Origin of the sequence: Bradyrhizobium ottawaense, from assembly GCF_900099825.1 — a bacterium.
Lineage (GTDB): Bacteria > Pseudomonadota > Alphaproteobacteria > Rhizobiales > Xanthobacteraceae > Bradyrhizobium > Bradyrhizobium ottawaense_A.
Map to the genome: position 1 here is coordinate 2191976 of NZ_LT629693.1, position 25012 is coordinate 2216987.

Annotated in this window: 19 protein-coding genes and 1 pseudogene; 10 read left to right on the top strand and 10 right to left on the bottom strand. The window is 58.2% G+C overall.

What is annotated here, in order from left to right:
• Positions 1-365: 365 nt before the first annotated feature.
• Positions 366-1688, bottom strand: a complete 1323-nt coding sequence (locus BLR13_RS10240; RefSeq protein ID WP_074824834.1) for an MATE family efflux transporter — start codon at positions 1686-1688, stop codon at positions 366-368.
• Positions 1689-1929: 241 nt separating this feature from the next.
• Here BLR13_RS10240 and gcvA point away from each other — a divergent pair, with 241 nt between their 5' ends.
• Entirely contained in the window at positions 1930-2838 is a 909-nt protein-coding gene (gene gcvA / locus BLR13_RS10245; RefSeq protein WP_074824831.1) for a transcriptional regulator GcvA, read from the top strand.
• A gap of 445 nt (positions 2839-3283) precedes the next feature.
• Here gcvA and BLR13_RS10250 read toward each other — a convergent pair whose 3' ends face one another.
• Positions 3284-4303 carry an MBL fold metallo-hydrolase gene (locus BLR13_RS10250; RefSeq protein ID WP_083387617.1) on the bottom strand — a complete coding sequence of 340 codons (1020 nt, stop codon included), beginning with the start codon at positions 4301-4303 and terminating at the stop codon, positions 3284-3286.
• A gap of 193 nt (positions 4304-4496) precedes the next feature.
• Between BLR13_RS10250 and BLR13_RS10255 the strand changes: the two genes are divergently transcribed.
• On the top strand, positions 4497-5156 hold the full coding sequence (locus BLR13_RS10255; protein WP_074824825.1) for a TetR/AcrR family transcriptional regulator: 660 nt from the start codon (positions 4497-4499) through the stop codon (positions 5154-5156).
• Positions 5157-5806: 650 nt separating this feature from the next.
• On the opposite strand, the gene BLR13_RS10260 is transcribed toward BLR13_RS10255, so the two are convergent.
• A complete protein-coding gene (locus tag BLR13_RS10260; protein WP_244525136.1) occupies positions 5807-6076 on the bottom strand; it encodes a DUF6356 family protein in 270 nt (89 codons plus the stop codon).
• Positions 6077-6450: 374 nt separating this feature from the next.
• On the opposite strand from BLR13_RS10260, the gene BLR13_RS10265 reads away from it, so the two are divergent.
• The 3 genes from BLR13_RS10265 (at position 6451) to BLR13_RS10275 (ending at position 10405) form a co-directional block, all read left to right on the top strand.
• Positions 6451-7443 carry a zinc-dependent alcohol dehydrogenase family protein gene (locus BLR13_RS10265; RefSeq protein ID WP_074824822.1) on the top strand — a complete coding sequence of 331 codons (993 nt, stop codon included), beginning with the start codon at positions 6451-6453 and terminating at the stop codon, positions 7441-7443.
• Positions 7444-7724: 281 nt separating this feature from the next.
• Positions 7725-8204, top strand: coding sequence for a (2Fe-2S)-binding protein (locus tag BLR13_RS10270; RefSeq protein WP_074831685.1), 480 nt, complete (start codon positions 7725-7727; stop codon positions 8202-8204).
• A gap of 77 nt (positions 8205-8281) precedes the next feature.
• Positions 8282-10405, top strand: a complete 2124-nt coding sequence (locus tag BLR13_RS10275) for a xanthine dehydrogenase family protein molybdopterin-binding subunit (protein ID WP_197679535.1) — start codon at positions 8282-8284, stop codon at positions 10403-10405.
• Between the two features lie 384 nt (positions 10406-10789).
• Here BLR13_RS10275 and BLR13_RS10280 read toward each other — a convergent pair.
• Positions 10790-11722 (bottom strand): annotated as a pseudogene (locus BLR13_RS10280) (GlxA family transcriptional regulator); the annotation flags it as partial.
• A 203-nt stretch (positions 11723-11925) separates the two neighbouring features.
• On the opposite strand from BLR13_RS10280, the gene BLR13_RS10285 reads away from it, so the two are divergent.
• The gene (locus BLR13_RS10285; protein ID WP_074824816.1) at positions 11926-12501 is read left to right on the top strand and encodes a TetR/AcrR family transcriptional regulator; all 576 of its coding nucleotides are present in this window, start codon (positions 11926-11928) and stop codon (positions 12499-12501) included.
• Between the two features lie 86 nt (positions 12502-12587).
• Here the strand turns inward: BLR13_RS10285 and BLR13_RS10290 are convergent, their stop codons facing one another.
• The 5 genes from BLR13_RS10290 to BLR13_RS10315 form a co-directional block, all read right to left on the bottom strand.
• Complete coding sequence (locus BLR13_RS10290; RefSeq protein ID WP_157793692.1) at positions 12588-13775, bottom strand: MFS transporter; 1188 nt, start codon at positions 13773-13775, stop codon at positions 12588-12590.
• 498 nt (positions 13776-14273) lie between these two features.
• Positions 14274-15290: an NADP-dependent oxidoreductase gene (locus BLR13_RS10300; protein ID WP_074824808.1), complete on the bottom strand. Its 1017-nt coding sequence runs from the start codon at positions 15288-15290 to the stop codon at positions 14274-14276.
• Between the two features lie 304 nt (positions 15291-15594).
• Complete coding sequence (locus BLR13_RS10305; RefSeq protein ID WP_074824805.1) at positions 15595-15921, bottom strand: hypothetical protein; 327 nt, start codon at positions 15919-15921, stop codon at positions 15595-15597.
• 445 nt (positions 15922-16366) lie between these two features.
• On the bottom strand, positions 16367-17605 hold the full coding sequence (locus tag BLR13_RS10310) for a hypothetical protein (protein WP_074824804.1): 1239 nt from the start codon (positions 17603-17605) through the stop codon (positions 16367-16369).
• Between the two features lie 534 nt (positions 17606-18139).
• Positions 18140-19018, bottom strand: coding sequence for an alpha/beta fold hydrolase (locus BLR13_RS10315; protein WP_074824800.1), 879 nt, complete (start codon positions 19016-19018; stop codon positions 18140-18142).
• A gap of 684 nt (positions 19019-19702) precedes the next feature.
• Between BLR13_RS10315 and BLR13_RS10320 the strand changes: the two genes are divergently transcribed.
• Positions 19703-20452: a hypothetical protein gene (locus BLR13_RS10320; RefSeq protein WP_143039763.1), complete on the top strand. Its 750-nt coding sequence runs from the start codon at positions 19703-19705 to the stop codon at positions 20450-20452.
• Positions 20453-20663: 211 nt separating this feature from the next.
• On the opposite strand, the gene BLR13_RS10325 is transcribed toward BLR13_RS10320, so the two are convergent.
• On the bottom strand, positions 20664-21830 hold the full coding sequence (locus BLR13_RS10325; protein ID WP_074824794.1) for an acyl-CoA dehydrogenase family protein: 1167 nt from the start codon (positions 21828-21830) through the stop codon (positions 20664-20666).
• Positions 21831-22051: 221 nt separating this feature from the next.
• Between BLR13_RS10325 and BLR13_RS10330 the strand changes: the two genes are divergently transcribed.
• From BLR13_RS10330 to BLR13_RS10340, 3 genes are all read left to right on the top strand, one after another.
• Positions 22052-23110, top strand: a complete 1059-nt coding sequence (locus BLR13_RS10330) for a MaoC family dehydratase (RefSeq protein WP_074824791.1) — start codon at positions 22052-22054, stop codon at positions 23108-23110.
• 15 nt (positions 23111-23125) lie between these two features.
• Positions 23126-24121: an HpcH/HpaI aldolase/citrate lyase family protein gene (locus BLR13_RS10335; protein ID WP_197679536.1), complete on the top strand. Its 996-nt coding sequence runs from the start codon at positions 23126-23128 to the stop codon at positions 24119-24121.
• Positions 24122-24186: 65 nt separating this feature from the next.
• Positions 24187-24954: a GntR family transcriptional regulator gene (locus BLR13_RS10340; protein WP_074824790.1), complete on the top strand. Its 768-nt coding sequence runs from the start codon at positions 24187-24189 to the stop codon at positions 24952-24954.
• The last annotated feature ends 58 nt before the right edge of the window (positions 24955-25012 follow it).

The window sequence follows — 25012 nt, forward strand, 5'->3', positions numbered from 1 at the left end:
TCTTTGTTGAAGTCGGGCGGCCTATGAGGCTTACAGCACGAGCGTTCCGGATATCATCTCAGTTCATGGAGGCAAAATTCTCGCGCTTGGCGAGATGGAACTGCTCGCTCCCGGCCAACATGAAGTTCGCATCGAGGTGAAAGCAATCGGATCAACCGTGCCGAACCAATGTGGCGCAATGATAAGTCTAGGATATGATTGCGCGGGTGTCGCCGATGCCGTGGGCAAAAATGCCACCTACTTTGCCGTGCCGTAGTTGGATTCCAGCCTTCTGCCTGAGTCGCGACTGAATGGCTGCGCCGCCCGTGTTCACGATGCGGTGAAGCATTTGAGCTCGGACGAACAAGGTGGAAGTCCGTTGAGCGTCACTCATAGCCAGCGCGATTGATCAGCGGTGGCAACGCGAATAAGCCGAAAACAACCATTCCCAATGCCACAGCAACGAAATTCCACGTAACGTCGGCCTTCAACCAAACCACCACAAAGCCTCCGAGCACCGCGATGGCAGCCCTGAGAAGAGCGGCGAGGACCGAGGCCTCCATTCGTCTGGTCGCCTGTCCAGCGCAATAAAGAACATAGCCAAGCCCAAAGAATCCAAAAAACGGCCCGACCCGCTGCAGATACTCTGCTCCGACTTTCAGCACGGACGGATCCTGGCTGAATATTCCGATCCATTGGTGCGGAAAGACAGCCACGGCGAGTCCGACCAATTCAGCCAAGATGAAAGCCATAAATGCACCAACCCAAGCCGTCCTTACGGCTCGCTCTATCTGACCGGCGCCGAGGTTTGCGCTGATCACGATTCCGACCGGACCGCCGATGCCGTAGCAAAGCGGGACCAAAAGAAACTCGAGCCGCGACCCTGCGGCATAGCCGGCCAAAGCCTCGATCCCACTCATTCCGACATAGACCGTCACGATCGCGAGCGTCAGGTTGGTGCTGGCCGAGACGATCGCCGACATTCCGCCGATACGTAGGATCGCCAGCGTTGGGGCGAGTGAAAGTTTTGGCACATGAAATGATGGCTTGAGGACGCCGAACCGGCCCCAAAGATAGGCTGCGTAGGCCAGCGTTCCCAGGGCGTAATACGCGAGCATCGCGACGGCGCCGCCCGAGGGCCCAAGCCCCGGACAACCAAAGGCGCCGAAGATCAATGCCCCCGAAAGCGGGACAAAAATCAAGGCTCCGCCACAGACCACGATCACCGGAACTCGCAGATTGCCGGTGCCGCGAACCACCGCCATCAGGAAATTGAACATCCAGATCAGCGTGGCGCCCGCGAAAATAATCGATGAATAGGAGACGGCGATCGCGAGAGCGTTTCCAGTGGTACCCATGTAACCATAGAGGCTTGGGCCCAACGCAAACATGGCGGCGGTCGTCACGACGCCCAACGGAATACTCAGGGCAACGGCGTACCACGCGTATTCACTCGCATCGCTGGTCCGGCCGGTCCCAAGGGCGCGTGCGACTGTCGTGACGATGCCGCCGCCGATCGCGCCCTGGGCGATCGAGGCCACCAGCGAAACCAGCGGAAAAACCGGCGCGACGCCGGCAAGAGCATCTACGCCCAGTCGCGATACGAAATAGACTTCGAGCAATGCCATCAGGACATAAACGGCCATGACGGTGGCATTGGGCAACGCAAGCCGCAGGATCGTGGGCGCAATCGGCTTCTCCAGCAGCATGCGGGTGCGGGAGTCAAAATCTGCGGCTCGACCGCGAGGCTGCCGGTCCGCGTCCCCGTGCCGGCGGCTTTCGACGCCCGGCGCACCGCGAGCATCGCGCGATTCCCGACTGCACTTTTCGGATCGTGAAAGTTCGTCGGTTTGGCATGACATGACGCGGGAGGCTTGCATGGCAGATGCTCCATCTCGGATCAGTCAACTACCTCCGACAGGGCCGCAGATCGAACGATAAGATTTGACAATGCTTGTTAGCACTTCTAACAACTTGCGAATGGCACGATTACCGCCGCTGGAGAGCTTGCGGATATTCGAGGTGGCCTGCCGCCATGGCAGCTACTCCGAAGCAGCGCGCGAATTGCATGTGACGCATAGCGCCGTCGGCCAGCGCATAAGGCAGTTGGAAGAAGAGCTGGGCCTCACACTTTTCGAGCGACAGGGAAACCGAATGGCGCTCACGGCCAGCGGACTTAGACTGCAGGCAGGCGTCAAAAACGCTTTCTCGGAATTAATCGCCGCGCTCGACAGCATCAAGACACACCGGACCGACGCAGAAATTACTGTGAGTCTGCTGCCGGTCATGGCGGCCCGTTGGCTGGTTCCGCGCCTTCCCCGTTTCAAGGCACGGTTTCCAAGCATCAATCTGCATATCAAGACCGCTCAGTTTCTGGCTAATTTCAAATCAGACGGTGTTGACATCGCAATCCGGTTCGGGATGGGCGATTGGAAAGGACTTCGAGCGATCAAGCTTCTCGATGAAGAGTTTTTCCCGGTATGTAGCCCGAGCCTCAACGGCGGCCGTCTGCCGAAAGATCCCGTCTCTATGTTGTCAGAGCCGCTGCTGATTGATCGCAACTTGTCGTGGCGCGCCTGGTTTAAGTCTGCTGGTTTGAAGCTTGATCGCGAGATCGTCGGGACTTCCTATACCGATACAAACGCACTGATGGAGGCCGCGGGGACCGGTCAGGGCATTGCGCTTGGACGCTTATCGATCACGCGATCGGATATCCTCTCCGGCAAGTTGGTTCGTCTGTCCGAACACAGCTTGGTCGTTGCTTACTGCCACTATGCGGTTTACCCAATCTCTTCGGAATCCAATCCAGCCCTGGTGGCGTTTCGGGACTGGCTGGTTGAGGAGGCCCGTCGTATCTAGGAAGGCGCCACAACTAGTTTGCCGACTTTGGAAAGAAGCAGCTTCAAGATCGGGGAATTGTTCGCCTTTTGCTAAGGGATGACCAAGTCAAGCGTGGGCACATCTCCCTTCACCGGTCGGGTGGTTATTGAACCGGGCAGATACTGCTTTGTGTAGGCCGGGAACAGCATAACCCCGCGCGTCGGCCGGCTGGAACCTGATCAGCAATGCGGCCCATCCGGGATTTGCCCGAACCGGCCTGTTCGCGGGCGGGCCGGGCGGTCTTGTTTCGCTTGCGACCGATTCGGTTCTGGCAACAGGATGCCGGTCTTCCCTTCGATCATGCCCGCGGGTAACAGGCTTCCAGTGTCCGGCTTCAATCGGTCAGGAAGCGGCTCTGCATGCCGCATAGGCCTGCCGCTTCCCTCGGTTTACCTTCCCTCTGGAACCTGCGTTGGCAGTGCCGCTACCACGTCCAGTCGGCGGGATTCCAGCGATAAGCACCCTTGAACCTCTCGACATGTCCAACGGCGGGGAACGGAAAGTGGTAGCCCATGACCAAGGTGCGATCGGTGGCGACCCTGTCTAACACGGACTTGCGTGTCTTAATTGCCTGCGCGCTGTCGTAGTCGAAAATAATTGACCAGTCCGGATATTGCAGACCCGTTACGAGGTTGGCCACGTCACCCATGTGCACAAGCTGATCGCTACCAGAGGCGAAGAGAACCGCCGAGTGGGCGTAGGAATGCCCCGGCGCTGCGATCAAATGTACGCCATGCACGACCTCGCCATCAGCCTTCACTAACTGGACCTTGCCCTTGATGGGGGGGAGGTTCGTTTTTGCGGCCCAAATGGTCCCCTGCTTCATGGCATCCGGCATCGGGCCACCATTCACGTCAGATTCGAAGCGACTTCCGGTCCAGTAGGCCCACTCTTTATCTGCAAATGCGTAGCGCGCATTCGGGAATGCGAGCGAGCCGTCCTTGCTCACGATGCCCGCGATGTGATCAATATGACCATGGGTGGTCAGGACAATATCGATGCTTTCGGGAGGGATGCCGGCACGACGAAGATTGGCCTTCAGATCGCTGAAATGCCCGAAGTTCGGTCCGAGAACCTCGCCAAAGCCAGTGTCCACGAGAATTTTTTCGCGGCCCGTGTCGACCACAAGCATGTTGCACGTGAACTGATTGACAGGCTTCAAATAGTTTGCCCCGAGCACGGGCAATACGGCAGCCTCGGGCTGGTTGGATGCGAAGGTTGGCCAGAAGGGAATCATTCCGTGGCCATCGGAGATAACAGTTGCCTTGAAGTCGCCAACCTTGAAACGATAAAAGCCGGCGCCTTGCAGGTCCGGCGCGCTTGCATTCTCCGCGGCCACCGCTGGGGTCGCGAATGAATGCGGCGCAGAAAACGCTGCTGCCGCTACTATTGCACCGGAACGAAACAGGTTTCGTCGACTAAGCGCAAGTCCGTCTGTGTTCATAGTGTTCTCCTACCGATGGGTTAAGCCCACAACTGTTGACGCTTCGGGTGCGATCACCCCAAAAAGTCAAACACAATGTCAATCACCATTGTAAATGTGATGCCTGTCCCGCGACTTGTCAATGGCGATCACCATTGTGTCTTTCTCGGTGGCTGCTTACAATTGTTTCCAGTGTTTTTGCGGAGCGCAGTGAATGGGCGTATCGAAACAACAGGCAGAAGAAAATCGACGCTCAATTGTCGACGCGGCGACAAAACTTTTTCGGGAACGGGGCGTCGACGGTGTTGGTCTAGCCGAGCTGATGAAGCACGCCGGATTTACGCAGGGCGGCTTCTACAACCATTTCAAATCCAAGAACGCCCTCGTCACGAAGGTGATCGAGACCGCGATGGCAGAGACCGCCGCTGAATTTCGAGAGATTCTCAGTCGACCTGCCCCAGTAGACACAACCTGTTTCGAACGCCAAGTCGATTACTACTTATCGGAAGGGCATCGGGACGACATCGAGTGTGGGTGCGCCGTCGCAGGATTTGTTTGCGACGTCGCTCGTCTTGGTGAGGAGGCTCAATCCCGCTTCACCATCGGGCTGAACGCTGCTTTCACTTTTTTGACGGAACTCGTCGCAGTCGGCGCTCCGCCAGCAAAACTGAAGGAGCGTCGCCGCCTTCGCGAGCAGGCCATAAGTCTTTATTGTCAAATGATGGGGGCGTTATTGTTGTCGCGGTCGGTGAGGATAGCCGATGGAGCACTGGCGAACGAGATCTTGGTCGTTGGACGCAAAGCCTTAATTGGCTCATCGAAGCTGAAGCCTCCAAAAGATCCAGAAAGGAAACGGAAGCACCAACGACGCTGACAGATTCTCAAAGCCGGATGGGTCCATGGCACAAAACTCCGCTGTCGTGTCGTGTGCCACTGCCGCAGGCCGATTTGAACGAAACGAGGAGCGGCTCAGCTGGCATATTTTCAGCAATATCCTGAGTCGACCACCACAGCGTTTCGACCGCCGGCGGCTGCGCAACCGGAAACCCACTCGATGCTAATCGACTACGGTCTCCCCTTAGCAATCCAGCGCATCGCGAACGCGGGGGAAACCGACAGAGACAATCGAATATCAGCCGGTCCATGGCATTGCTCCGTGGCGCGATCCTCCGCAGAACGTTTATCTGGTGACGCAGCGTCGATTATCGGCTCGGGTAGATCGAGGGAGTGTCCGCCGTCGTGCGGCCGCTCGACGACCGTGGAGGTCCTTTTTAAGGAGCCGCTCGGCTTGACTTTGCTCTTTGGTCTCACTGCAGGTCTTGCGTTGCAGCACAAACATCCAGAACCACCATAACAATTCGATTTAGATTCGAAAGCATTTTGCACACCGAGCTGCGGCGACCGCCAATACGGCGACGAGATCGTCCGCCTCGTCCCGCTCTCATAGGGAGATCGTTCGATGAAGGCAACGAAGCCGTGGAGTGGGTCACTCTTGAAGGCTTCTACGCGGACCGAATAGCTTTTTCAGGTCTTTGGATCGGGAGAGCCGTTCGGTTCAGCGGCGGTGACACTCACGCTGTGCCGGTTGGTGATCATCCGATCATGCAACCGGATCACGGTGCGTGATCCGGTGGTAGTGTGAAGGAACGGTAGCACGCCGTGCACCAGGCAGGCAGTACCGCCTCGGATCATGGCAACCCCGAACCCGAAAGCCGATCGCAGATGCCCAACATAGCTTTCTCCAACCGAAGCGGGGTGTTCAGTGAAGGACCAGCGCATCATGTACAGCTCCATTTCAACTTCTCTCGATGGTACCGGACTTCATTTGGACAGGAATTGCGTATTTTGCGGTTTTCAGCCGGTGATTGGAAAACAATTCCAATATTTCGCTCGCCAGAGGCGTTGAGTTTCTAACAGCGAATTTGCTACGTCCGGGCCCGGGCGAGGCGATTGGCCGAGTACCAATGTGAAACTTGGTTGGGGGCGTAGCGCCGTCTCTTTGGTGCATTAATGTCCGAAAGAGTGGCTTTTACGACGTTTGGCGCAATCTTACACGACGGTACGGTGATCCGAAGTGGCTCAACCTGGAATCCGTCCGAAAAACACGCCGAAAGTTGGCCGTCAGGACTCGAGACTAGTCGCTGCCCCCGCCAACCGAAGAGGTACTCATGTCACGCAGCATTATCTTCACTAAGGCCGGTGGACCGGAAGTCCTGGAATACGTTGAAACCCAAGTATCGGATCCCGGCCCGCATGAGGTTCGAATCAAAGTCAAAGCGATCGGCCTGAACCGCGCCGAGTCGATGTGGCGGAAAGATAAGTACGTCGAGCCCGTGACATTCCCTGCAGGTCTTGGATATGAAGCTGCTGGGTTTGTAGACGCCGTGGGCAAAGACGTCGCCGGCATCGCGGTGGGTGACGTCGTCAGCACGATCCCGTTCTTCTCGATGAAAAAATATCCCATCTATGGCGAAGTCGTCATCGTGCCGGACCACGTAGTCGTAAAGCATCCGAAATCGCTTTCGTTCGCGGAGGCCGCGTCGATTTGGATGATGTTCATAACGGCATACGGTGCGCTAGTCGTGGATGCCAAGGTGACCAAGGGCGACTTCGTCATTATTCCCGCAGCTTCCAGCAGCGTAGGGTTGGCCGCAGTTCAGATTGCGAATTATGCCGGTGCGACCAGCATTGCGCTGACGCGAACCTCCGAAAAGAAGAAGCGATTGCTCGAAGCTGGATCAGCGCACGTCATAGCGACTGAGGAACAGGATATGATCGCCGAAGTGATGCGCATTACAGATGGGAAAGGCGCGCGCGTTGCCTTCGACCCGGTGGGCGGCCCGAACTTTTCCAAACTGATTTCGGCGCTGGCCTTCGAGGGCGTTGTGTACATCTATGGCGCACTCGATGAGGAGGCCGCCACACCGATACCCGTACTGGAGATGATCGCCAAAATGCCCACCCTGAAGGGATACAGTATTCGGAGTATAAGCGGCACCGAAGCCAGTCGCAAAGCCTCAGTGGACTATGTTCTAAAGGGACTGGAGACCGGTGCGCTCAAGCCCATCATCGATCGGAAGTTCAAGTTCGACGACATGGTCGAAGCACACCGTTATCTGGAGAGCAGCGGCCAATTCGGAAAGATCGTCGTCACTGTTTGAGACGTGGCGAAGGGTGCGAACGTCGCTCGGCCTCCACTCGCTCCAGAAGATGGCGCGACGTTCGCGTCCGCCTCGACAACAGTTTCGTCTCGGCCCGGCCAACCAACTCGCTCGCTTTTTGAAGAATTGAGGGTACACCGCGTTGGCTAATCCTTCGACTGTTCTATTGGATTGGTCGCTCAACTCGTCGCTGGGTCGATGCATATCCAAGAAGTCGATTGCCAAGCAGTGAATGCCAGCGACACGGTTCGAAATATCTCGTGATGCTCATGGAGATGCAAATGGCCTACACGCTCAAAATCAACGGAGGCAGCCATGTCATAGATGCAGATGGCCACACTCCGCTGCTCTGGGTGCTGCGCGACTTACTCGGCATGACCGGCACCAAGTTTGGGTGCGGCGTGGCGCTGTGTGGCGCATGCACAGTGCACCAGGACGGCCAGCCGATTCGTTCCTGCAGCACGACCATCGACAGCATCGGCGAAGCCGAAATCGTCACCATCGAGGCGATCGGAGGGATTCCTGCTGGCGCTAACATTCAAAAGGCTTGGCTCGAAGTTGAGGTCGTGCAGTGTGGCTATTGCCAATCCGGCCAAATCATGTCTGCAACGGCGCTCCTAGCAACCAACCCGAAACCGAATGACAATGATATCGACGAGGCCATGTCTGGCAACATCTGCCGGTGCGGCACTTATTCACGAATCCGCGAAGCCATCAAACATGCGTCAGTCGCACTCGCAACAAATGCGCAGAAGGGTTGATTGAGATGTTCGATCCGCTAGTTGGCCACGAAGTCGACACTAAAGGTAACCCATCGCGGGGCATTTCGCGTAGGACCATGTTGACCGTCGTCACTGCTGCGAGCGGCGGGCTTCTACTCGGCGTCAGCCTACCGTACTTGACCGGCACCGCCGGTGCGGTCGACGAGGACAGTTTCGCTCCGAATGCTTTCATCCGCATTGCGCGCGACGGCCAAGTCACCCTGGTCATGAACCAGGTCGAGATGGGACAGGGTACATATACGTCGATGCCGATGCTCCTCGCTGAAGAGCTCGAAGTTGATTTGGCGCAGATCAAGCTTGAGCATGCGCCGCCGGACGATAAACTCTACCGAAATCCGCGCCTCGGATTTCAGGTTACCGGCGGCTCGACTTCGGTTCGCGCTTTTTGGAAGCCGCTGCGAACTGCAGGCGCCGCGGCGCGGAGTATGCTGATTTCTGCGGCCGCCGCGACGTGGAAGGTGGAGACCGCGTCGTGTCACGCTGTAAAAGGCGAGGTAATCCACGCCCCCTCAGGTCGCAGGCTGGCTTATGGCAGATTGGTTGATCAGGCGGCGAAACTGGCGGTTCCCGATGATGTCGTTCTACAAGATCCCAAGGATTTTACCCTGATCGGCTCGTCGGCGAAGCGTACCGATGCGACAGCAAAGGTGAACGGTACCGCCGAATTCGGAATCGACGCAAAGGTCCCGGGCATGAAGATCGCGACGGTCGCTGCGTGCCCGGTCATCGGCGGCAAGCTCGTAAGCGTTGATGATAGTATGGCCACGACCGTTAAGGGAGTGATCAAGGTCGTGCGGCTAGACGCCGCCGTCGCCGTGATCGCCGACCATATGGGCGCGGCGAGAAAGGGCCTTGAAGCGCTCGTCATTACGTGGGATCAGGGACCCAATGCCGCATTCTCCACCGCCGACATGGTGCAGCAGCTCAAGGACGCCTCAAGCCGGCTCGCGGCTGTAGCCATCAATCAGGGCGATGCCATTAAGGCAATATCCGCTTCGCCGCGTAGGATTGACGCCGTCTACCAGATGCCGCTGCTGGCGCATGCCGCTATGGAGCCAATGAACTGCACTGTGCATGTCCGCAAAGATCGTTGCGACGTGTGGGTGGGTACGCAGGTGATTACCCGCGCCCAAGCCACTGCCGCAGCAGTCACGGGATTTCCGCTCGACAAGGTTAAAGTGCACAACCATCTGCTCGGCGGCGGCTTCGGCCGTCGCCTTGACGTGGATGGCATCACTCAGGCGGTCCAGATCGCCAAACAGGTCGATTATCCGGTCAAAGTGATCTGGACGCGCGAGGAAGACATAAGGCACGATGTCTACCGACCATATTACTACGCTAAGCTTAGCGCCGGCCTCGATGACAAGGGCTCTCCTATCGCATTCAGCCATCGTGTCACCGGTTCGTCGGTTCTCGCACGATGGCTGCCGCCGGCCTTTAAGGATGGCCTCGATCGGGACGCGGTCGAAGGCGCCACCGGTCCCTACAGCTTCGACAACGTGCTTGTCGATTACGTCAGGCAAGAGCCTCCGGCGGGATTGACCACCGGCTGGTGGCGTGGTGTGGGCGTCACACACAATGCCTTCATGGTCGAAGGCTTTGTGGACGAGTTGGCAGCGGCGGCAAAGCAAGATCCCGTGTCCTATCGCCGCGCATTGTTGACTAAGTCTCCACGAGCGAAAGCGGTACTCGACCTCGCCGCGGAAAAAGCTGGCTGGGACAAACCGCTGCCGGCAGGCATCGGCCGCGGAGTCTCAGTCGTATTCGGCTTCGGTAGTTATGTCGCGCAGGTGGCCGAAGTCTCTGTCTCCAAGGATGGCCGGGTCAGGGTCAAACGCGTGGTCTGCGCCGTCGATTGCGGGCAGATGATCAACCCCGACACAATCAAGGCGCAGATGGAGGGCGGCATTATCTTTGGGCTGACCGCCGCCTTGTACGGCGAGATCACCCTCAAGGATGGGCGCGTCGAGCAGGGAAATTTCGACAGCTATCAAGTCTTGCGGATCAATGAGGCACCGACCATCGAAGTGCATATGATCGTTTCGAACGAGGAGCCAGGCGGCATCGGTGAGCCTGGCACCGCGACGATCGCTCCTGCGGTCGTCAATGCGATTTTTTCGCTTACCGGCAAGCGCCTGCGGCAACTTCCAATTGATTCCGCGCAACTCAAATCTGCTTAGGTACGTCAAAAAAACGCCTACGGTCGTAAAGCCGACAACCGGATTAGAGATAGCGGCAACCTCTCGTGGCGCTGACGCAATCCAAGCTCAGCGCTGTAACCGATGGCGATCGTTCGCAACTTAAAAAGATCCGGTGCTTTGCCAGCCACGCTCGGCCTAGCGAAAAACTGGATCGCAGCGGACACCGCTCGCATCGCAAACAGCGTCCTCGCCGGAATTGGGAATGTGATGTTGGACGAAGCGACCATGGCCGAAGCGCAGAGTCGACGGGCCAAGTTCTTCAATTTCCCGGAACGACCGCGTATTGCCCCGAGTGATGGGCTCCCGGCCGATATCGGCATCACGAAGCGCGGGCAGCGAACCGGACGGAACATCGCTGTCTGGTTGCCGAGCCTGTCGTCGCATCGCTTGCGGCGGCAGCCCGAATGCACGTACGAACGCCCGTCGCATTCTTTCGCGATCCGCAAAGCCCGTGTGCTGCGCAATGCTCTCAATTGGATGCCGGCTGTTTTCCAGCATCAATCGCGCGGCCTCAAGACGAAGTTTCTCGATGGCTTTTGCCGGCGAATCGCCGGTTTCGGCCGCAAAAGCGCGCGTAAATTGGCGGGGACTCAGACGAGCTGCATCCGCAAGCTTTTCAACGGTAAGCTCGGTGTGAAGGTTTTGCCTAGCAAATGCGAGAGCCGTTTGGATTCGGTCAGACTTCGGCTCAAGTTCGAGAAGGGCCGAGAGCTGTGATTGCCCACCAGCACGCCGATGGTGAACAACCATTTTCCTCGCAACCTTCCGAGCGAGATCCGGACCGATGTCGTCCTCGACCATCGCAAGTGCTAGATCCAACGTCGCGGTCATGCCCGCCGATGTCCACACCGAGCCGTCGATGACGAATATCCGATCCTCCTGCACCCTTACTTTCGGATAACGCCGCTGAAGTTCGCGCGCGTAGTCCCAGTGCGTGGTCACCCGCTTTCCGTCCAGAAGACCCGCTTCGGCCAGGGTAAATGCACCGACGCAAGTCGCCGCCAACCTGCGGGAGATCTGGGAAGCCCTTCGCAGGAATGCGAGCATTCCCTCGGATGGTCTTAACGACTCTTCGGCGCTGCCGCCGACAATAATCGTATCCAAGGGGGAATCATCGAACGGCCTAGTCTCGACCGTTAGTCCGGCCGAGGTCCGTATTGATCCCCCGCTCTCCGAAAGAAACTGAAAGTCGTAGCGCCGCTCACCAAGCTCAAGGTTCGCGACCTCGAACACGGAGACCGCAGCGAGACTCATCACGTGAAAGCCAGGAAAGGTAACCAGACCGATTGGCTGCATTATTCGATCCTTGAGCTGTCGCCGCCCTCGCCAGTCCAACGCTCTCGTCAGCATTACCTTCGGCCAATTTATCTGTAAGTCATTGTTTTTGCTATAGTTCCTGAAACCATCTTGACCCAAGACCGACGGAGCGATAATCGTAGAAGGTTACTGACCGGTAACACACAAGTCAAGATGCAACTCGAGATCTAAAGGGAGTGTTTATGCAGCGCGCTCGGACTTTCCCGCGTCCTCGAGAGAGGATAGTCACCACGGCGCGTGGCCTGTTCCACGAGCTTGGGATCCGTGGGGTCGGGATAGACACGATCGCTGAAGTGGCAGGCACCAACAAGACGACGCTGTATCGCCACTTCACCTCGAAGGACGACTTGATCACGGAGTGCCTGCGTTCCAGAGCGCAGGAAGCCCGACAATGGTGGGCCGTGATCGAGGCACGCAGCCCAGGCGACGGTCTTTCCCAACTGAGAAATTGGGTGGCAGGAGTAGCAAAGCGCCTAGGAGATGACTCCCGTGGCTGTGCGTTCGCGAACGCTGCGGTCGAGCTGACCGAGGAAGAACATCCCGCACGCAAATTCATTGCGGACTTCAAGACCGAATATCGTGACTGGCTTGCCAAGCTCTGTCGCGGGGCCGGGGTCAAGAAAGCCGAGTTATTGGCTGACACCTTGATGATTCTCCTCGATGGAGTCCTCACCAATCGGCAGAGCGTTGGACCGCTAGGGCCGAGCTCGCAGTTTCAAGCAATGGCGGAAGCGATTATCGATTCGTTCCGACGCTAAGAAAATCGAAGCTCTGTCCCCGGCTGGCATCCTGGCCGTCGCGCCATCTCGGGCAATATTTCGGCCGGCGCGATAGGTCCGATCCCTCACCGGTCACCATCGTTAGTTGGTTCGTCCAATCTGGTGCCTTCCTCGCGCATACCGATTGCGAAACCGAGGGTCGCGATGCTTATCAGGGCGATGACCGCGGCGCCCAGATCGACCGCAAGCCCAAGCCCCCAGGCCGTAGCAACGATACCCAGCACAAGTGCAAGGGCTCCCATCGAAAGATATGCCACAAGATAGAGAGCCGAAAATACCGCCCCCCGATGTTCCGACCCGCCCGCTGCGTTGACGAGTCCCAAACTGCCGACGAAGAGCAGGCTGTACGCTACTCCGGTGGCTCCCGTCCCGACGAGATACAAGAGCAGATCGTGTCGGCGGACTGCCAAGTCCAGCAGGGCCATACCCAAAATCGGGGCTAACGATCCGATACTCAGTGCGAGTCGCGAAGAAAGAGCCTTCGCGACGATTCCGACCGGCCCCAAGACTAGCGGAAACAGGGTCAGTGCGGCGCCGTTCACTAGAGCGTTAGACGAACCGATGAGATCGTGTTCGACCTGACCGCCCAGCGACAGCATCAGCACACTGAACGTGTAAGCCGTTATCATGGCGGCTGAGGCCGTCGCAAAGGCTCGACGAGATTCTTTTGGGACGAATGCCATGCGCGGCCGCCAAGCGCCTTTCCCACAACCGACCATACGACGCGGAAGGAACCACGCGGCGATCGTAAGGGCCGTCAACAAGACGGCAAATACCCAAAAACAAAGGCGCATCGGCCAGGGACCGTACTCCGTCAGCGCTCCCCCCACGAGCAAAGCGGATGCAAAGCCTCCCGCTTGCGCCGTCATCGTGATAATTGCCGCCCGCTTGGCGTCCTGATGACCACTAAACTCCAAAATGGCCGCAGTTGAAGGACCTGACGCTAGGCCGACTCCGATTCCCATAAAGGCACGGCCCACAAAAAGCCAACAGACATCTGCTGCGAGGGCGAACAGCAATGTGCCGATCAAGGAAGCGCTGAGACTCAGCAACATCGCCGCGCGGCGGCCGATTTGGTCTGAGATGCCGCCAAAGCCGACCAACATGGCGACTACTGCAACTGGATATACGGCGAAAATCCCCGTCGTTGCTGTATGGGTGAGATGCCATTCTTGAGCATAGAGGCGGTATGTGAGGGTCGGAGCGGCGCTCGACCAAAAGGTATGAGCCGCCACACCTATCGAAACAGCCAAGCTCGCGCGTTGTCCAAGGACGACGCCAGCGCGTTTCGGCGCGACTGGGAGCGGCACAGGGGTCATGTCGCGGCCTCTTGGCAGGTGAGATAATCGACGTAACCTTTGTCCCGGCCGAAACAGACGGGGCTAAGGTAGTAGGGATTGAGCGGCAGATTAAGACGCAGCCTTTTCATGAAGATTTGGATGCGCGAGCAAAAGGCGACTGCGTGCGACGAACCGCCGTCGCCTTCTTTCAACATTGCCCTGGGACCTGCCGCATTTAAGCCGCCAGCCGCAGCATTTACTGATCCCTGAAATAGTGGACGAAGCGACCCGGCCGCGACGAGTGGTTTGTTGTCACCCGATGCGTTACTTTGATGCGGCGCTCGATCAAATGCAGGTGAGCAAGACTGAAACGAACGAGCCCTCGCGCCAAAAACGAATAGGTGACGCCGGGGCATACTAAGTGGCCGAGCCGTTAGGAGCGAGCGTGTGGATCGTCACGGTCGCTCCGGACTAGTTCGCCGCATCGGCGACTTTCACAAGCTGCTTTCCGAAATTTTCGCCAGCAAACAGGCGGAGCAGAGCCTTCGGTGCATTCTCGAGGCCAACCGCGACATCCTCCTTGTGCACGAGACTGCCATCCCGCTGCCAGCCCCCCAGCGCCTCGAGGGCCTCGGGAAATCGCGAAGGATAGTCAAGCCCGGTGAAACCCTCCATGCGCGCACGCTTTGCCACAAGGTTGGAGTAGTTCGCCGGGCCCGGTTCGGATGCGTCGGATTTCGATATCGAGCCACACAGAACGATGCGCGCGTTGAGATTGATGCGCGCAAGCACCTCGTTGAGGACAATGCCGCCGACGTTGTCGAAGAAGACGTCGATACCGTTGGAGCAGAGCTGTGAAAGCCGCGCGCCGATGTCCTCGCTCTTGTAATCGATGGCGGCATCGAAACGCGCCTGATTGACGAGCCAGTCGCATTTTTCCCTGCCGCCCGCCGTGCCGATGACGCGGCAACCTTTGATTCTAGCAATTTGACCGGCGACCGAACCCGTAGCGCCGGCGGCACCCGATACGACGACGGTTTCACCGGACTTCACCCGACCGGTCTCAATCATCCCGAAATACGACGTCAGGCCGTTGAGACCGAAGAGACTCAACGAGAGGTTCGGGGGCGTACCAGGAGGCACCTTGTGCATTCCGCCGAAGCCCTTGCCATCGGTGACAACATAATCCTGCCAGCTGAAGTCGCCTCGTACGACGTCGCCCGGCTTGAAGTCGGGATGGCACGACTTGACCACTTGTCCGACAGAGAAGGAGTGCATGACGTCACCGAGCGGAACCGCGGGCTTGTAGGAGTCGCGCGCCATCCAGATGCGCTGCGCGGGATCGATCGACAACCACAGCGTCCGCAAGAGCACCTGACCGTCTGACGGCTGTGGAATGGCCGTCTCGTTCCAACGAAACTCTTCCCCCGTCAACTTACCCGCAGGGCGAGCGTTCAAAATCCATTGGCGGTTCCTGATATCGGTCATCGTGTGTCCTGTTCTTCGCAAAGAGTTTAGGGTAGTTTGATCCCGTCCCCACGACCGATATCCAACTTTTTGAGACAATACGGCTCCGGGTTGGCGACCGAACGAGGCTGAGGTCCTGACCTCAACGGAGTTCAGCTCGCGTATGATATTTTCGTTGTAGTCCCTCCGATCAAGCACTAATGCCACGCGCATTCGTTCGGCTTTGCCGATTGATCGCGCCCCTGTTGCAAATCGGAATAGGGATGTCATTCGCTAACAATGGCCCGAAAACACTTCCTCGGGCTTACCCCCCGACCGGATTCCCTCAGTTCGACGATACGACCGCAGTACGATCGCGGCCAAATCGATCTTCCGAAGGATCCGCCAATGGCTTCGATGCGACTCGGCCTGACTCTATATCCCCGGCGGCAAGGGCGTTCTTCCCGCGAGTTTCGCGGCGCTCCGCGAATTCCGCGAAACTGAGTGTGGTCTCGTCGTAGCGTCGAACTTGCTTGGAGATCGCGGCCCAATCTCCCATTCCTTCGAATCCGGCCGGAGCGACCCGTCGTAGCCATCCGTCCCAGTCCAGGCCGACCGCGGCGATCACGGCGTCAATGAGCCATTTCTGTTCGAGAAAGCAGCGCGCTCCCATGTAGATCTCCTTTTCGCGAGTTACTAACGTCTCTGCCGCTTTTCCCGTACACGTCGGGGTGGGGCCTGCGTAAGAGCCAGAACCATCCGCACACTTGGTAGGAATATTCCGCAATCCGCTGCCGGTCTTTTGAGGACACATATGAACGCTTCACGAGGCGGTAGTTCCGAACGTCGTGGGAGAGCCATCTGCGGTTACTTTCAACAGAGAGCGCGGCGCCGGTATGTTTCGGTCCGTCGACGGCGTGCCGGTCTCCGCCGCAGCGCTTCGCAATCCAGTCTCCTGGATTATCGCGGAACTGGAGACGAGTCTGGGGACCCGGCTTCTCTCACGGACCACGCGTGCGGTTGTACTAAGCGAACGCGAAGTGCTTCGATCGAGCTATTTGAATTGCGGATGACTTTTGTGACGATCCGCGCAAACTTCTGCTGTGCTGTCTAGCATGCTAGTTTAGGAGCCCTCGAGCGGTTGGCTCCGGCTCCGCGATCCATGCACGGCGAAAGGCGACCGCGATTTTCCCGTGGGAGATTTCTTTGCCAAAGTGACCCGGATATTTCGGAAAATATTCGTCGTGGGGGGTGTCGGTTACGAATTGTAACATTGAGAATCCGAGGTATTCGCCGGATGCGGAACGCGCTGTCGGATCGCCGATCAGGGCAGCGCGCGTTGCCATGCCTTTGGCGCTGTCCGCACGCCAGTGCAACTCCCGAAATTCGCGTTGTCCGGCTTGGGACCTGGACAAGACGCGAACCGCGCTTTCCAAGCCGATAAGATAGACGCTATGATCCCGGTTAAGTGCGAGATTACCATCCCGCAGCTTGCGAAGCTCGGCCAAGATGGCGGCCTTCGACGACGGATTGCCCAAAGCTATCGCCGACAATCCAAAGAGCGCATCGAAGACCATCATAGGATGCTTGGCCCGTGCCAACCCTTTCAGATATCCCTCAACCACGGATTCACCGAACGCGGCCGCTGATCTCGCTGCGATCGCGGCGAGCCAAAACGTTCGCTCTCGTAGAAGAACGAAGCTTGGAGTCCACTTCTCCCATACGAAGCTGTTGGCCATATGCGAAAGCCAGGGACGGGCCTCGTCGCTTGAGGCGACCAGAGTAAGTTGGCCCAGTGCATGAATGAGCTGCCAGTAGAGTTGCAGGCTCGCGCTGCCACCCCCTCCGCTCAACTCGATCCGGACAACGGATCGAAGCACATCCATGATCTGAAGAACTTGCATCGCGGATTTATAGGCCAGCTGCTCCAACAGGGGAGCCCACTCGAGTATTTCGAGGAAATTCGATCGCGACTGAATGGGCGACGGTTGGAAGAGAGATTCTAGGATGTTGTACGCGTCCCTCATGGCATGCGTTCGCTGCATCGAATCCTGCATCATATGTTCGAATTCAGGCATCGTGCTGAGAACTTCGTCTAAGTTAATGGTCAACAATCCCGGTTGCCTCTTGCGATCCAGGGAGTACCCGGTTCGTCCGACCTTGAGCCAACTCTGATCGTTGAGCTGACCGACCAAAAACTCCTGACCCACATCGACCGCGGCAATCTCACGCAACCGCCCCCGCAGTCCGGCGTCTCGCGTGATGGTCATCGAAGCAGCCAGTTGCCCAACCATTTCGGACCTAGCCGCTCCGAGCAGCTTGACCATCTGTTCGATACTGTCATCGAACTCAAACATCTTGTCAGGTGCTCTCGCCGACTCCAAAGAACCTCGGCACGGTGTGTAGGTGCGCGGTGTGGAAACTAGGTCATCGAAGCTGTATGCTAAACGACGTTTTGTCCACGTTTTGGGACATGCCTCGACGGGGCAGATCACGCGGGAAAGCAACTCGCGAACCGCCTGACTCGTTGCGTTGGAGACGCGTTGCCAAGCCCCCGCCAAAAAAAGCCTTGGCCGGGGAAGACAGGACTACGCGTGAGCCGCCCGGAAACGGCCGCAGCGTCTTGGTTTCATCCCATGGGGTCCACAGCCAGACATCGTGTTTTTGGTCAACGTCAGATCGATTGGTGTTCGATGGCATTCGAGAGATGCGTCTCAGTCCCCGTTTTCCGTCGACCAGGACGGTGTTGCACGGCTTGGCGTACCGGTCCATCTGTGCCTCGTCGATCAGGAAGCAGTGGCACTCGACCAGGTCTTTCGCCAGCTGCACCGGACGAAGCCCGCATGCCTCTCGGCGGTCTCTTGAGCAGTTCGTCGCCGAGCTCGGATATCTCAGGCCGAACGACGTTCGACCGTCAGGCCTTCGCCGCACAGGAACGTCGAGACATGTCGGACAAAGAGCTCGGGATACTGATATTGCGAACCATGATTGGCGTCGGGATAGAGAATGAGCTGCGCATTCGGTAGATGCTGCTGCAGGATGAAAGAATTGATCGGATAGACGATCACGTCCCTGCTACCGTTCACGACCAGCGCGGGCTGATGGATCGTCTTGAGGTAGTCGTATGACCTGTTGAAGCGAATACCCCACTTGCTCAACGCTTCCAGTTGCGCAGGCGCCACCTCCTTGTTGACCTCGGGATCCCTGTTCTCCTCACGTAGACGGAACCGCTTCAGGAATTCGCGACCCGCCGCCTGGCTTGCTTCCGACTTGGTAAAGTGGACGGCCAGCCAGAGGTGATCAGGTTCATCGTAGGTTGCGCGGAAAATCTGCTGTGCTTCAGGCGTTAACGTCGCCATACCTTCGCCCCCACGTGGGCCGGTGCCGACAAGAATCAACTTGCGAACAAGGTTCGGCGCCTGACCCGCGATCTCCTGGGCGACAAAGCCTCCGATCGAGAAACCGAGTGCATCCACGGCCGACAGACCGAGCGCTTTAAGAAAGGTGACGGCATTCGCGGCCATGCCGTCGATGGAAGTTGGCACTTCCCCCGAACTGCTGGATACTCCGGCATTATTGAACAGAATGACTTCGCGCTGCTTCGCGAGACCATCAGTAACGGCGGGATCCCAATGATCCATGGTGCCCGTAAAGTGCTGATTGAAAACGAGCGGCACGCCGCCGCTCTTCCCGAAGCGACGGTATGCGAATCTGATGCCGTTAGCTTCGACGAATTGAGTCGGAGCAGTTTGATGGATGTCCGCGGTCATGTTGCTCTCCGATTAAACGACAAGCGACTTGGGCGGCAGACGCCGATGGGTTCGCCTGAAGCGGCCATGGACTTACCGTAAGGCCGGAGTGAGCCAAGCCGAACGAACTTCTCAACTTTGGCAGCGAGTTCAAGCAGGTCGCTCATTGCAGCGCTCGCGGATGCGTTGGGTTGCAGGGCAGAGGTACGCGTCTGATAGCCTCTGGCGGCGGCATTTTCGGCTTCGTTGCACTCGATGCCGGCGATTATGCACAAGGCTCATCGCATGGTGAGGACAAATATCGCACTTTTTCGGACGGATACGAGCAATTGCGGGCAGCATTGCGACTGACGCGCTCGTTTGCGAGCCGCCGCCTTAATTCAAGATCAGTCAGCTTTAACTTGGCCAACCCAAGTCGTGAGGACAAAAACCATCCAAAATCGGACGCAACGAACTAGGAACGGACATGCGGGGCGGGTCTTGTTCGAGTGAGGTGGTCATCAAACGCTCATGACCTGAAAGCCCCCGGGGAGCACCAGGCAGATCCGAATTACGACCCGCCTTCATACCGAACGCGCCGTAATCATCTGGGCGGCGCTTGATCGCCATCGCGTGTCCGGAAAGGTGGCGAATATGACGTATCTTGAATACTGGCCGGAGTTACCCTTGGTGCAGCACTCTTGGCCCTTGGTTAGAGGTTTCCCCATGCAAGCAGTCGACGTATCGACTTCTATCGCCCTCCGCCACGTTGAAAGCGATTTCGAACGGCGCGTTCAAATCGCTTTCTCGGTCGCTCCCAGCAAAGTTCGGAAATTCTTGCCCCGTTCGTGGATCGCAGCATCCATGCCTCCTGGCCCTTCCGAGGGAGCCAATCTCCTGGTCGTGTTTCGAAACCGCCTCCATACCGTCTATCACGACGGTGTCGGGAAGGCAGAGCTTGGCGAGCAGGACCGCGGCATCGTCGTGCTCGTCCAGGGCAAGCATGCCGATGGCGGGGAAGTCGGCTTGTGGGTGGTGCGCTCCCTCGCCGCCAGCGCTCGCAGCATTCCAGGCCCCTATCGAAACTCCAAGCCAGCCACGGTTCACATGGAGCAACGGATCGCTTCCGGCGAGGCTGGCGACGGCTTGGGAATCGAGAGCTGGCGCATCCACGACGAGGCGGGTCACGGGCTCACAATGTATCTGCACTACCGGGCAGGGATGCCGGTCCAAAGCACATCTCACATGACGATGCGAGGCGGGCCCGATCCGGCCTTCAGACGGATCTATCACACGGACAAGGGAGCGGACGTTGTCAGAAGTCTCCCCATGGCGGTCAATAGCGTCCAGGAGTTTCGCTTTAGGAGCACGCTGGAGGAGTTTGCCGAGGTCTTCGACGGAAACGAGAACCTAGTCAGCATCGCAGTCGAGCCCTGGTATATGCGGCGGGTGCTGGTCCCGGCGAGCGAAGAGTAGATACTCGCACGAGGGCCGCCCGCTGAGGGACGGCGACCCGCGTATTCCAGGATTTGGTCTCGACCGCCCCTGTGGTGTTCCCGGAGAGCTCACTGGTTACCCAGGAATACTCTTCCTTGGCCCAGCGTCCCCGTCGGAAGCTCGGGAATGGCATGATTAGGTCTTCGTGGACCTGAGACAGCGAAATCAAGCGCCACAATCCATATTCCAACTACGCCGAAACCTTTCCGAGGAGAGCGTCGGAGATTATTCGCCTCTGGATTTCTGACGTTCCCTCAAATATCTTGGTGAGGCGCGCATCTCGCCAGTAGCGCTCGGCTGCGAAATGAGTTGTGTAGCCCGCGCCACCGTGGATTTGCAGACCCTCGCTTGTTACGCGTTCCGACATCTCGCTTGCGAACAGCTTCACCATCGCTGCCTCGGTGTCGCAGCGGTGGCCTTCGTCGATCTTTTCGCAGACCGAATAGAGCAACGCGCGCGCAGCTTCGATCTGCGTGGCCATGTCAGCGAGCTTGAAGCGGATCGCCTGGAAGTTTCCGATGGGGGAGCCGAACTGCGCGCGCTCGCGCGCATATTGAATCGAATCATCCAGGCTACCTCGCGCGAGGCCAATCGAACGCGCTGCCGTATGGGCACGTGCAGTTTCGAGCCCGGCGGTGGCGAGATAGAAAGCCTTCCCTTCTTCGCCCACCATCTTTGCAGCGGGAACGCGGCAACCGTCGAAGGCAAGTTCCCAAGTGGTCCAGCCGTGGTAGCCGATCTTGGGAATCACGTTGCCCTTAACGCCATCGGGCAACCGGCCGCGTGGCTTCTCGATCATGAACGCGCTCAAGCCGCGGTGGCGAGCCTTGGCGTCGATCTCGCGACCGGTGCGCGCGATCACGAGAATGAAGTCAGCTTCGTCCGCGAAGGTACACCAGTATTTGTTGCCGGTGATTTCCCATTCGTCACCGACGCGCACTGCCCGGCACGAGATATTAGAGATGTCCGAACCGGCGTTTGACTCCGATAGCGAGAAGGCGCCGAGGAACTCGCCGCGCGCCATGCGCGGCAGGTACTCGGCCTTCTTCTCTGGCGGCAATGCCTTCAACGCGCCGATCAGGCCATTGCCGCGCGCGATCAGACTGCCTACGCTCATCCAGCCGCGCGACAGCTCCTCCGCCACCAGGCAATACTCGTAGGCGCCGAGACCAAGCCCCCCGTATTCCTCAGGGATCAGGAGGCCGAAATAGCCCAGCGCCGCCATTTCATCGATCAGCCCCCGGGGGATGCTGCCTTTTTCAGGGTCCAGCCTGTTGGCGACGGGCAACACGCGCTCCATCGTGAACCGGCGCGCCGTTTCCTGGATCAAGCGCCGTTCTTCGGTCAGCTTTTGCACTCTTCCCTCGACGAATTGTTATGATCGTACATATCAATATAATATTTCGAAACTCGTAACAAGGTAACAAGGTAGACTTCCTTTCTATTTTCATATCATACTGACTTTACGTAATAATTCTAACTTTGTGATCGTTCGTTGGTTGCTAGAAGCACCAATCTTGCCAAGAATTGTGTACGTACATATAACTTGATTTGGAAGATGCGATTTTGGGGGTAGGGATGAAAAAAGGCAGGGCGGGAAACCACTTCGAAGACTTTCGCTGCGGCATGAAGATTCAGCATGCGACGCCTCGCACGCTGACCGAAGGCGACCGCAGCCTTTATATTGGCCTTACTGGCAGCCGGGCGGTGCTCGGCACCGCCGAGACAAACGCGCAGCAACTCGGCTTCGAGCGCCGACCGCTGGAGGATCTGCTGGTCTTCAATACCGCGTTCGGCAAGACAGTCCCGGACATTTCACTGAATGCGGTTGCGAATCTTGGCTATGCGGACGTTCGTTTTCTCGCCGACGTTTATCCAGGCGACACGCTTGTGGTGGAGTCGGAGATCATCGGCCTAAAGGAAAATTCGAATCGCAAGAGCGGCGTGGTCTACGTTCGTTCCACGGCAGCGAATCAGCATGGGCTCGAGGTATTGAGTTGGATTCGATGGGTCATGGTGCACAAACGCGACCACGGCGCAGCCAGCGCCGAGCCGGTCGTTCCGGCGATGAATGCAGTTGTGTCGCCCGGGCGACTGCCGCGCAGGAAGTACGCGATGGATGTGCGGGAGATCGTCACAATGACGGGCACGGCCGATCTTTGGGATGACTACGCGATCGGCGAACGCATCGATCATCCGGGCGCGATGACCATCAACGACAGCGATCACAGCATCGCAACACGGCTCTATCAGAACACCGCGAGGGCGCATTTCGACGGCTTTGCAATGGCCGCCGCCGGAGGACAGCGGCTGGTCTTTGGCGGTCACATCATTTCGCTGTGCAAGGCGCTTTCCTATGACGGGCTCGAAAACGGCCTTTCAATCGTCGCGATCAACGGCGGCACTCACGTCAATCCGACCTTCACCGGCGACACGATCGCGTGTGCGACGATGGTGCTGGACAAGATTATCCTAGGCGTTTCGAATGTCGGCGCGCTGCGCCTGCGCATGATCGGTATCAAGGACTCCTCTGCGTCGTCGATCGTCTTTCCCCATCCTGGGCAGGCCAGGCAAGACTACCCTTCGAATGTCGTACTGGATCTCGACTACACGATCGTCATCCCGAAGAAATCCTAGTCACTGGAGAAACCGATGAACATGCTAGTCCACCCGAAGGATGCCCTTTTCGCCGGCGAAAGAGTGTTTCCCGCGCTCGCTGCATGCGAACACTTTGCAGGCAGCGAGAAACTAATCGGCAAGGCCATGGACCTGCAGGTTGAGTATGGTTCAGTTTTCGATATCACCTGTGACTGCGAGGATGGTGCTGCGTCGGGGCAGGAGCGCGAACACGCGGTTATGGTTGCGCGCATGATAAACTCCGATCAAAACAAGGCCGGCAAAGCTGGAGCGCGCATTCATGATCCGGCGCATCCAGCGTGGCGGGAGGACGTCGACATCATCGTCGGCCATGCCGGCAACCGTCTGGCCTATATCACGATACCCAAGGCGACGAACGCCGGCCAGGTGGCGGAAGTGATCGCTTACATCGGCGAGACGGAGCGCAAAGCGGGCATAGCCCGCAAGGTCCCGGTGCATGTCTTGATCGAAACGCACGGCGCTTTACGCGATGTATTCGCGATTGCCGCTTTGCCGCACATCGAAGTGCTCGATTTCGGATTGATGGATTTCGTCAGCGGCCATCACGGCGCGATTCCGGCGGTCGCAATGCGCAGCCCTGGCCAATTCGAGCACGTGTTGCTTGCGCGCGCGAAGGCCGAAGTGGTCGCCGCCGCGCTTGCAAACGGCATCGTGCCGGCCCATAACGTTTGTCTGAGTCTCAAGGACCCTGCGGTGGTCGCCTCCGACGCTCGCCGCGCGCGTCGGGAATTCGGCTTCTTGCGCATGTGGAGCATCTATCCGGCGCAGATCCAGCCGATCGTCGACGCCATGCGCCCGGATTTTGGCGAGGTGACCGACGCAGCGACGATTTTGCTCGCGGCCCAAGACGCAAACTGGGGTCCGATACAGTACAAGGGAGAACTGCACGACCGTGCAACTTACCGTTACTTCTGGGCCGTGCTTGAAAAGGCAAGAGTTACCGGAATGGCGCTACCAGACGAGGCTGAACGGCGGTTCTTTGCAGGCTAACCAGATGTTCACCGTATGCGCAGTGCAGGCTGTATCTGTAACGTCAGCGTCTGGCAGGATTGCCTATGACTGCTGTATCGATTGATCGTAGCCCGCAGGCTTCCGGCACTCGCTACGCCGAGCTCGCCAACGCATTGGTGAAGGAGATCGCGGCCGGCCGCTATGTGGTGGGTAGCCTATTGCCGACCGAGCATGAGCTGGCGGATTACCACGGAGTAAGCCGCCACACCGTGCGAGCGGCGCTTAGGCTGCTGCAAGACCTCGGCTATGTCTCGCGCAGGAAGTCTGTCGGCACGATCGTCGAGAACGTCCATCCCAATGCATCCTATACGCAGTCGTTCAGTACCGTTGAAGACCTGGTGAGAGTCGCGGCCACCGAAGTCCGTTCGATCGAAGATGTTCGTCCAATAACACTCGATCGCAGCACCGCCAGACGTCTGGAAGCGCCGGTTGGCAGTCAATGGATCTTGGTGTCAGCCACTCGGGTTGATGTGCGCAGGAACCGGGCACCCGTCGCTTGGGCCGACATCTACATTGATGCCCCATTTGCGCGCATTACGGACGACATTCGCAACCATCCCGATGTGCTAATCAGCTCACTCATCGAGCGCGAGTTCGGGATTGCGATTGCCGAGATCCGGCAGGTGGTGAGCGGGATGCTGATCGAAGCGCCGCTTGCCAATGTGCTGCGCGTCGAGCCAGGGTCGGCGGGACTTCGCCTGGTTCGTCAATACAAAAGTGCCGGGGGCCGTATCCTCGAGATAACAGACACACGTTATCCCGCAGATCGAGTTTCGGTGTCCTTCCAGCTAAAGCGGGTCAAGGCGCCGTGACGAAAGGCCTTCCATTTGCGTGGGCGCCGCGACGGGGTCCATTGCGATCCATACCCCT

What these genes read in the sequence shown, in the direction of transcription:
- BLR13_RS10240 (WP_074824834.1), bottom strand. Translation starts at nt 1,688, where the DNA reads ATGCTGCTGGAGAAGCCGATTGCGCCCACGATCCTGCGGCTTGCGTTG.
- gcvA (WP_074824831.1), top strand. Translation starts at nt 1,930, where the DNA reads ATGCTTGTTAGCACTTCTAACAACTTGCGAATGGCACGATTACCGCCG.
- BLR13_RS10250 (WP_083387617.1), bottom strand. Translation starts at nt 4,303, where the DNA reads ATGAACACAGACGGACTTGCGCTTAGTCGACGAAACCTGTTTCGTTCC.
- BLR13_RS10255 (WP_074824825.1), top strand. Translation starts at nt 4,497, where the DNA reads ATGGGCGTATCGAAACAACAGGCAGAAGAAAATCGACGCTCAATTGTC.
- BLR13_RS10260 (WP_244525136.1), bottom strand. Translation starts at nt 6,076, where the DNA reads ATGGAGCTGTACATGATGCGCTGGTCCTTCACTGAACACCCCGCTTCG.
- BLR13_RS10265 (WP_074824822.1), top strand. Translation starts at nt 6,451, where the DNA reads ATGTCACGCAGCATTATCTTCACTAAGGCCGGTGGACCGGAAGTCCTG.
- BLR13_RS10270 (WP_074831685.1), top strand. Translation starts at nt 7,725, where the DNA reads ATGGCCTACACGCTCAAAATCAACGGAGGCAGCCATGTCATAGATGCA.
- BLR13_RS10275 (WP_197679535.1), top strand. Translation starts at nt 8,282, where the DNA reads ATGTTGACCGTCGTCACTGCTGCGAGCGGCGGGCTTCTACTCGGCGTC.
- BLR13_RS10285 (WP_074824816.1), top strand. Translation starts at nt 11,926, where the DNA reads ATGCAGCGCGCTCGGACTTTCCCGCGTCCTCGAGAGAGGATAGTCACC.
- BLR13_RS10300 (WP_074824808.1), bottom strand. Translation starts at nt 15,290, where the DNA reads ATGACCGATATCAGGAACCGCCAATGGATTTTGAACGCTCGCCCTGCG.
- BLR13_RS10305 (WP_074824805.1), bottom strand. Translation starts at nt 15,921, where the DNA reads ATGGGAGCGCGCTGCTTTCTCGAACAGAAATGGCTCATTGACGCCGTG.
- BLR13_RS10310 (WP_074824804.1), bottom strand. Translation starts at nt 17,605, where the DNA reads ATGTTTGAGTTCGATGACAGTATCGAACAGATGGTCAAGCTGCTCGGA.
- BLR13_RS10315 (WP_074824800.1), bottom strand. Translation starts at nt 19,018, where the DNA reads ATGACCGCGGACATCCATCAAACTGCTCCGACTCAATTCGTCGAAGCT.
- BLR13_RS10320 (WP_143039763.1), top strand. Translation starts at nt 19,703, where the DNA reads ATGCAAGCAGTCGACGTATCGACTTCTATCGCCCTCCGCCACGTTGAA.
- BLR13_RS10330 (WP_074824791.1), top strand. Translation starts at nt 22,052, where the DNA reads ATGAAAAAAGGCAGGGCGGGAAACCACTTCGAAGACTTTCGCTGCGGC.
- BLR13_RS10335 (WP_197679536.1), top strand. Translation starts at nt 23,126, where the DNA reads ATGAACATGCTAGTCCACCCGAAGGATGCCCTTTTCGCCGGCGAAAGA.
- BLR13_RS10340 (WP_074824790.1), top strand. Translation starts at nt 24,187, where the DNA reads ATGACTGCTGTATCGATTGATCGTAGCCCGCAGGCTTCCGGCACTCGC.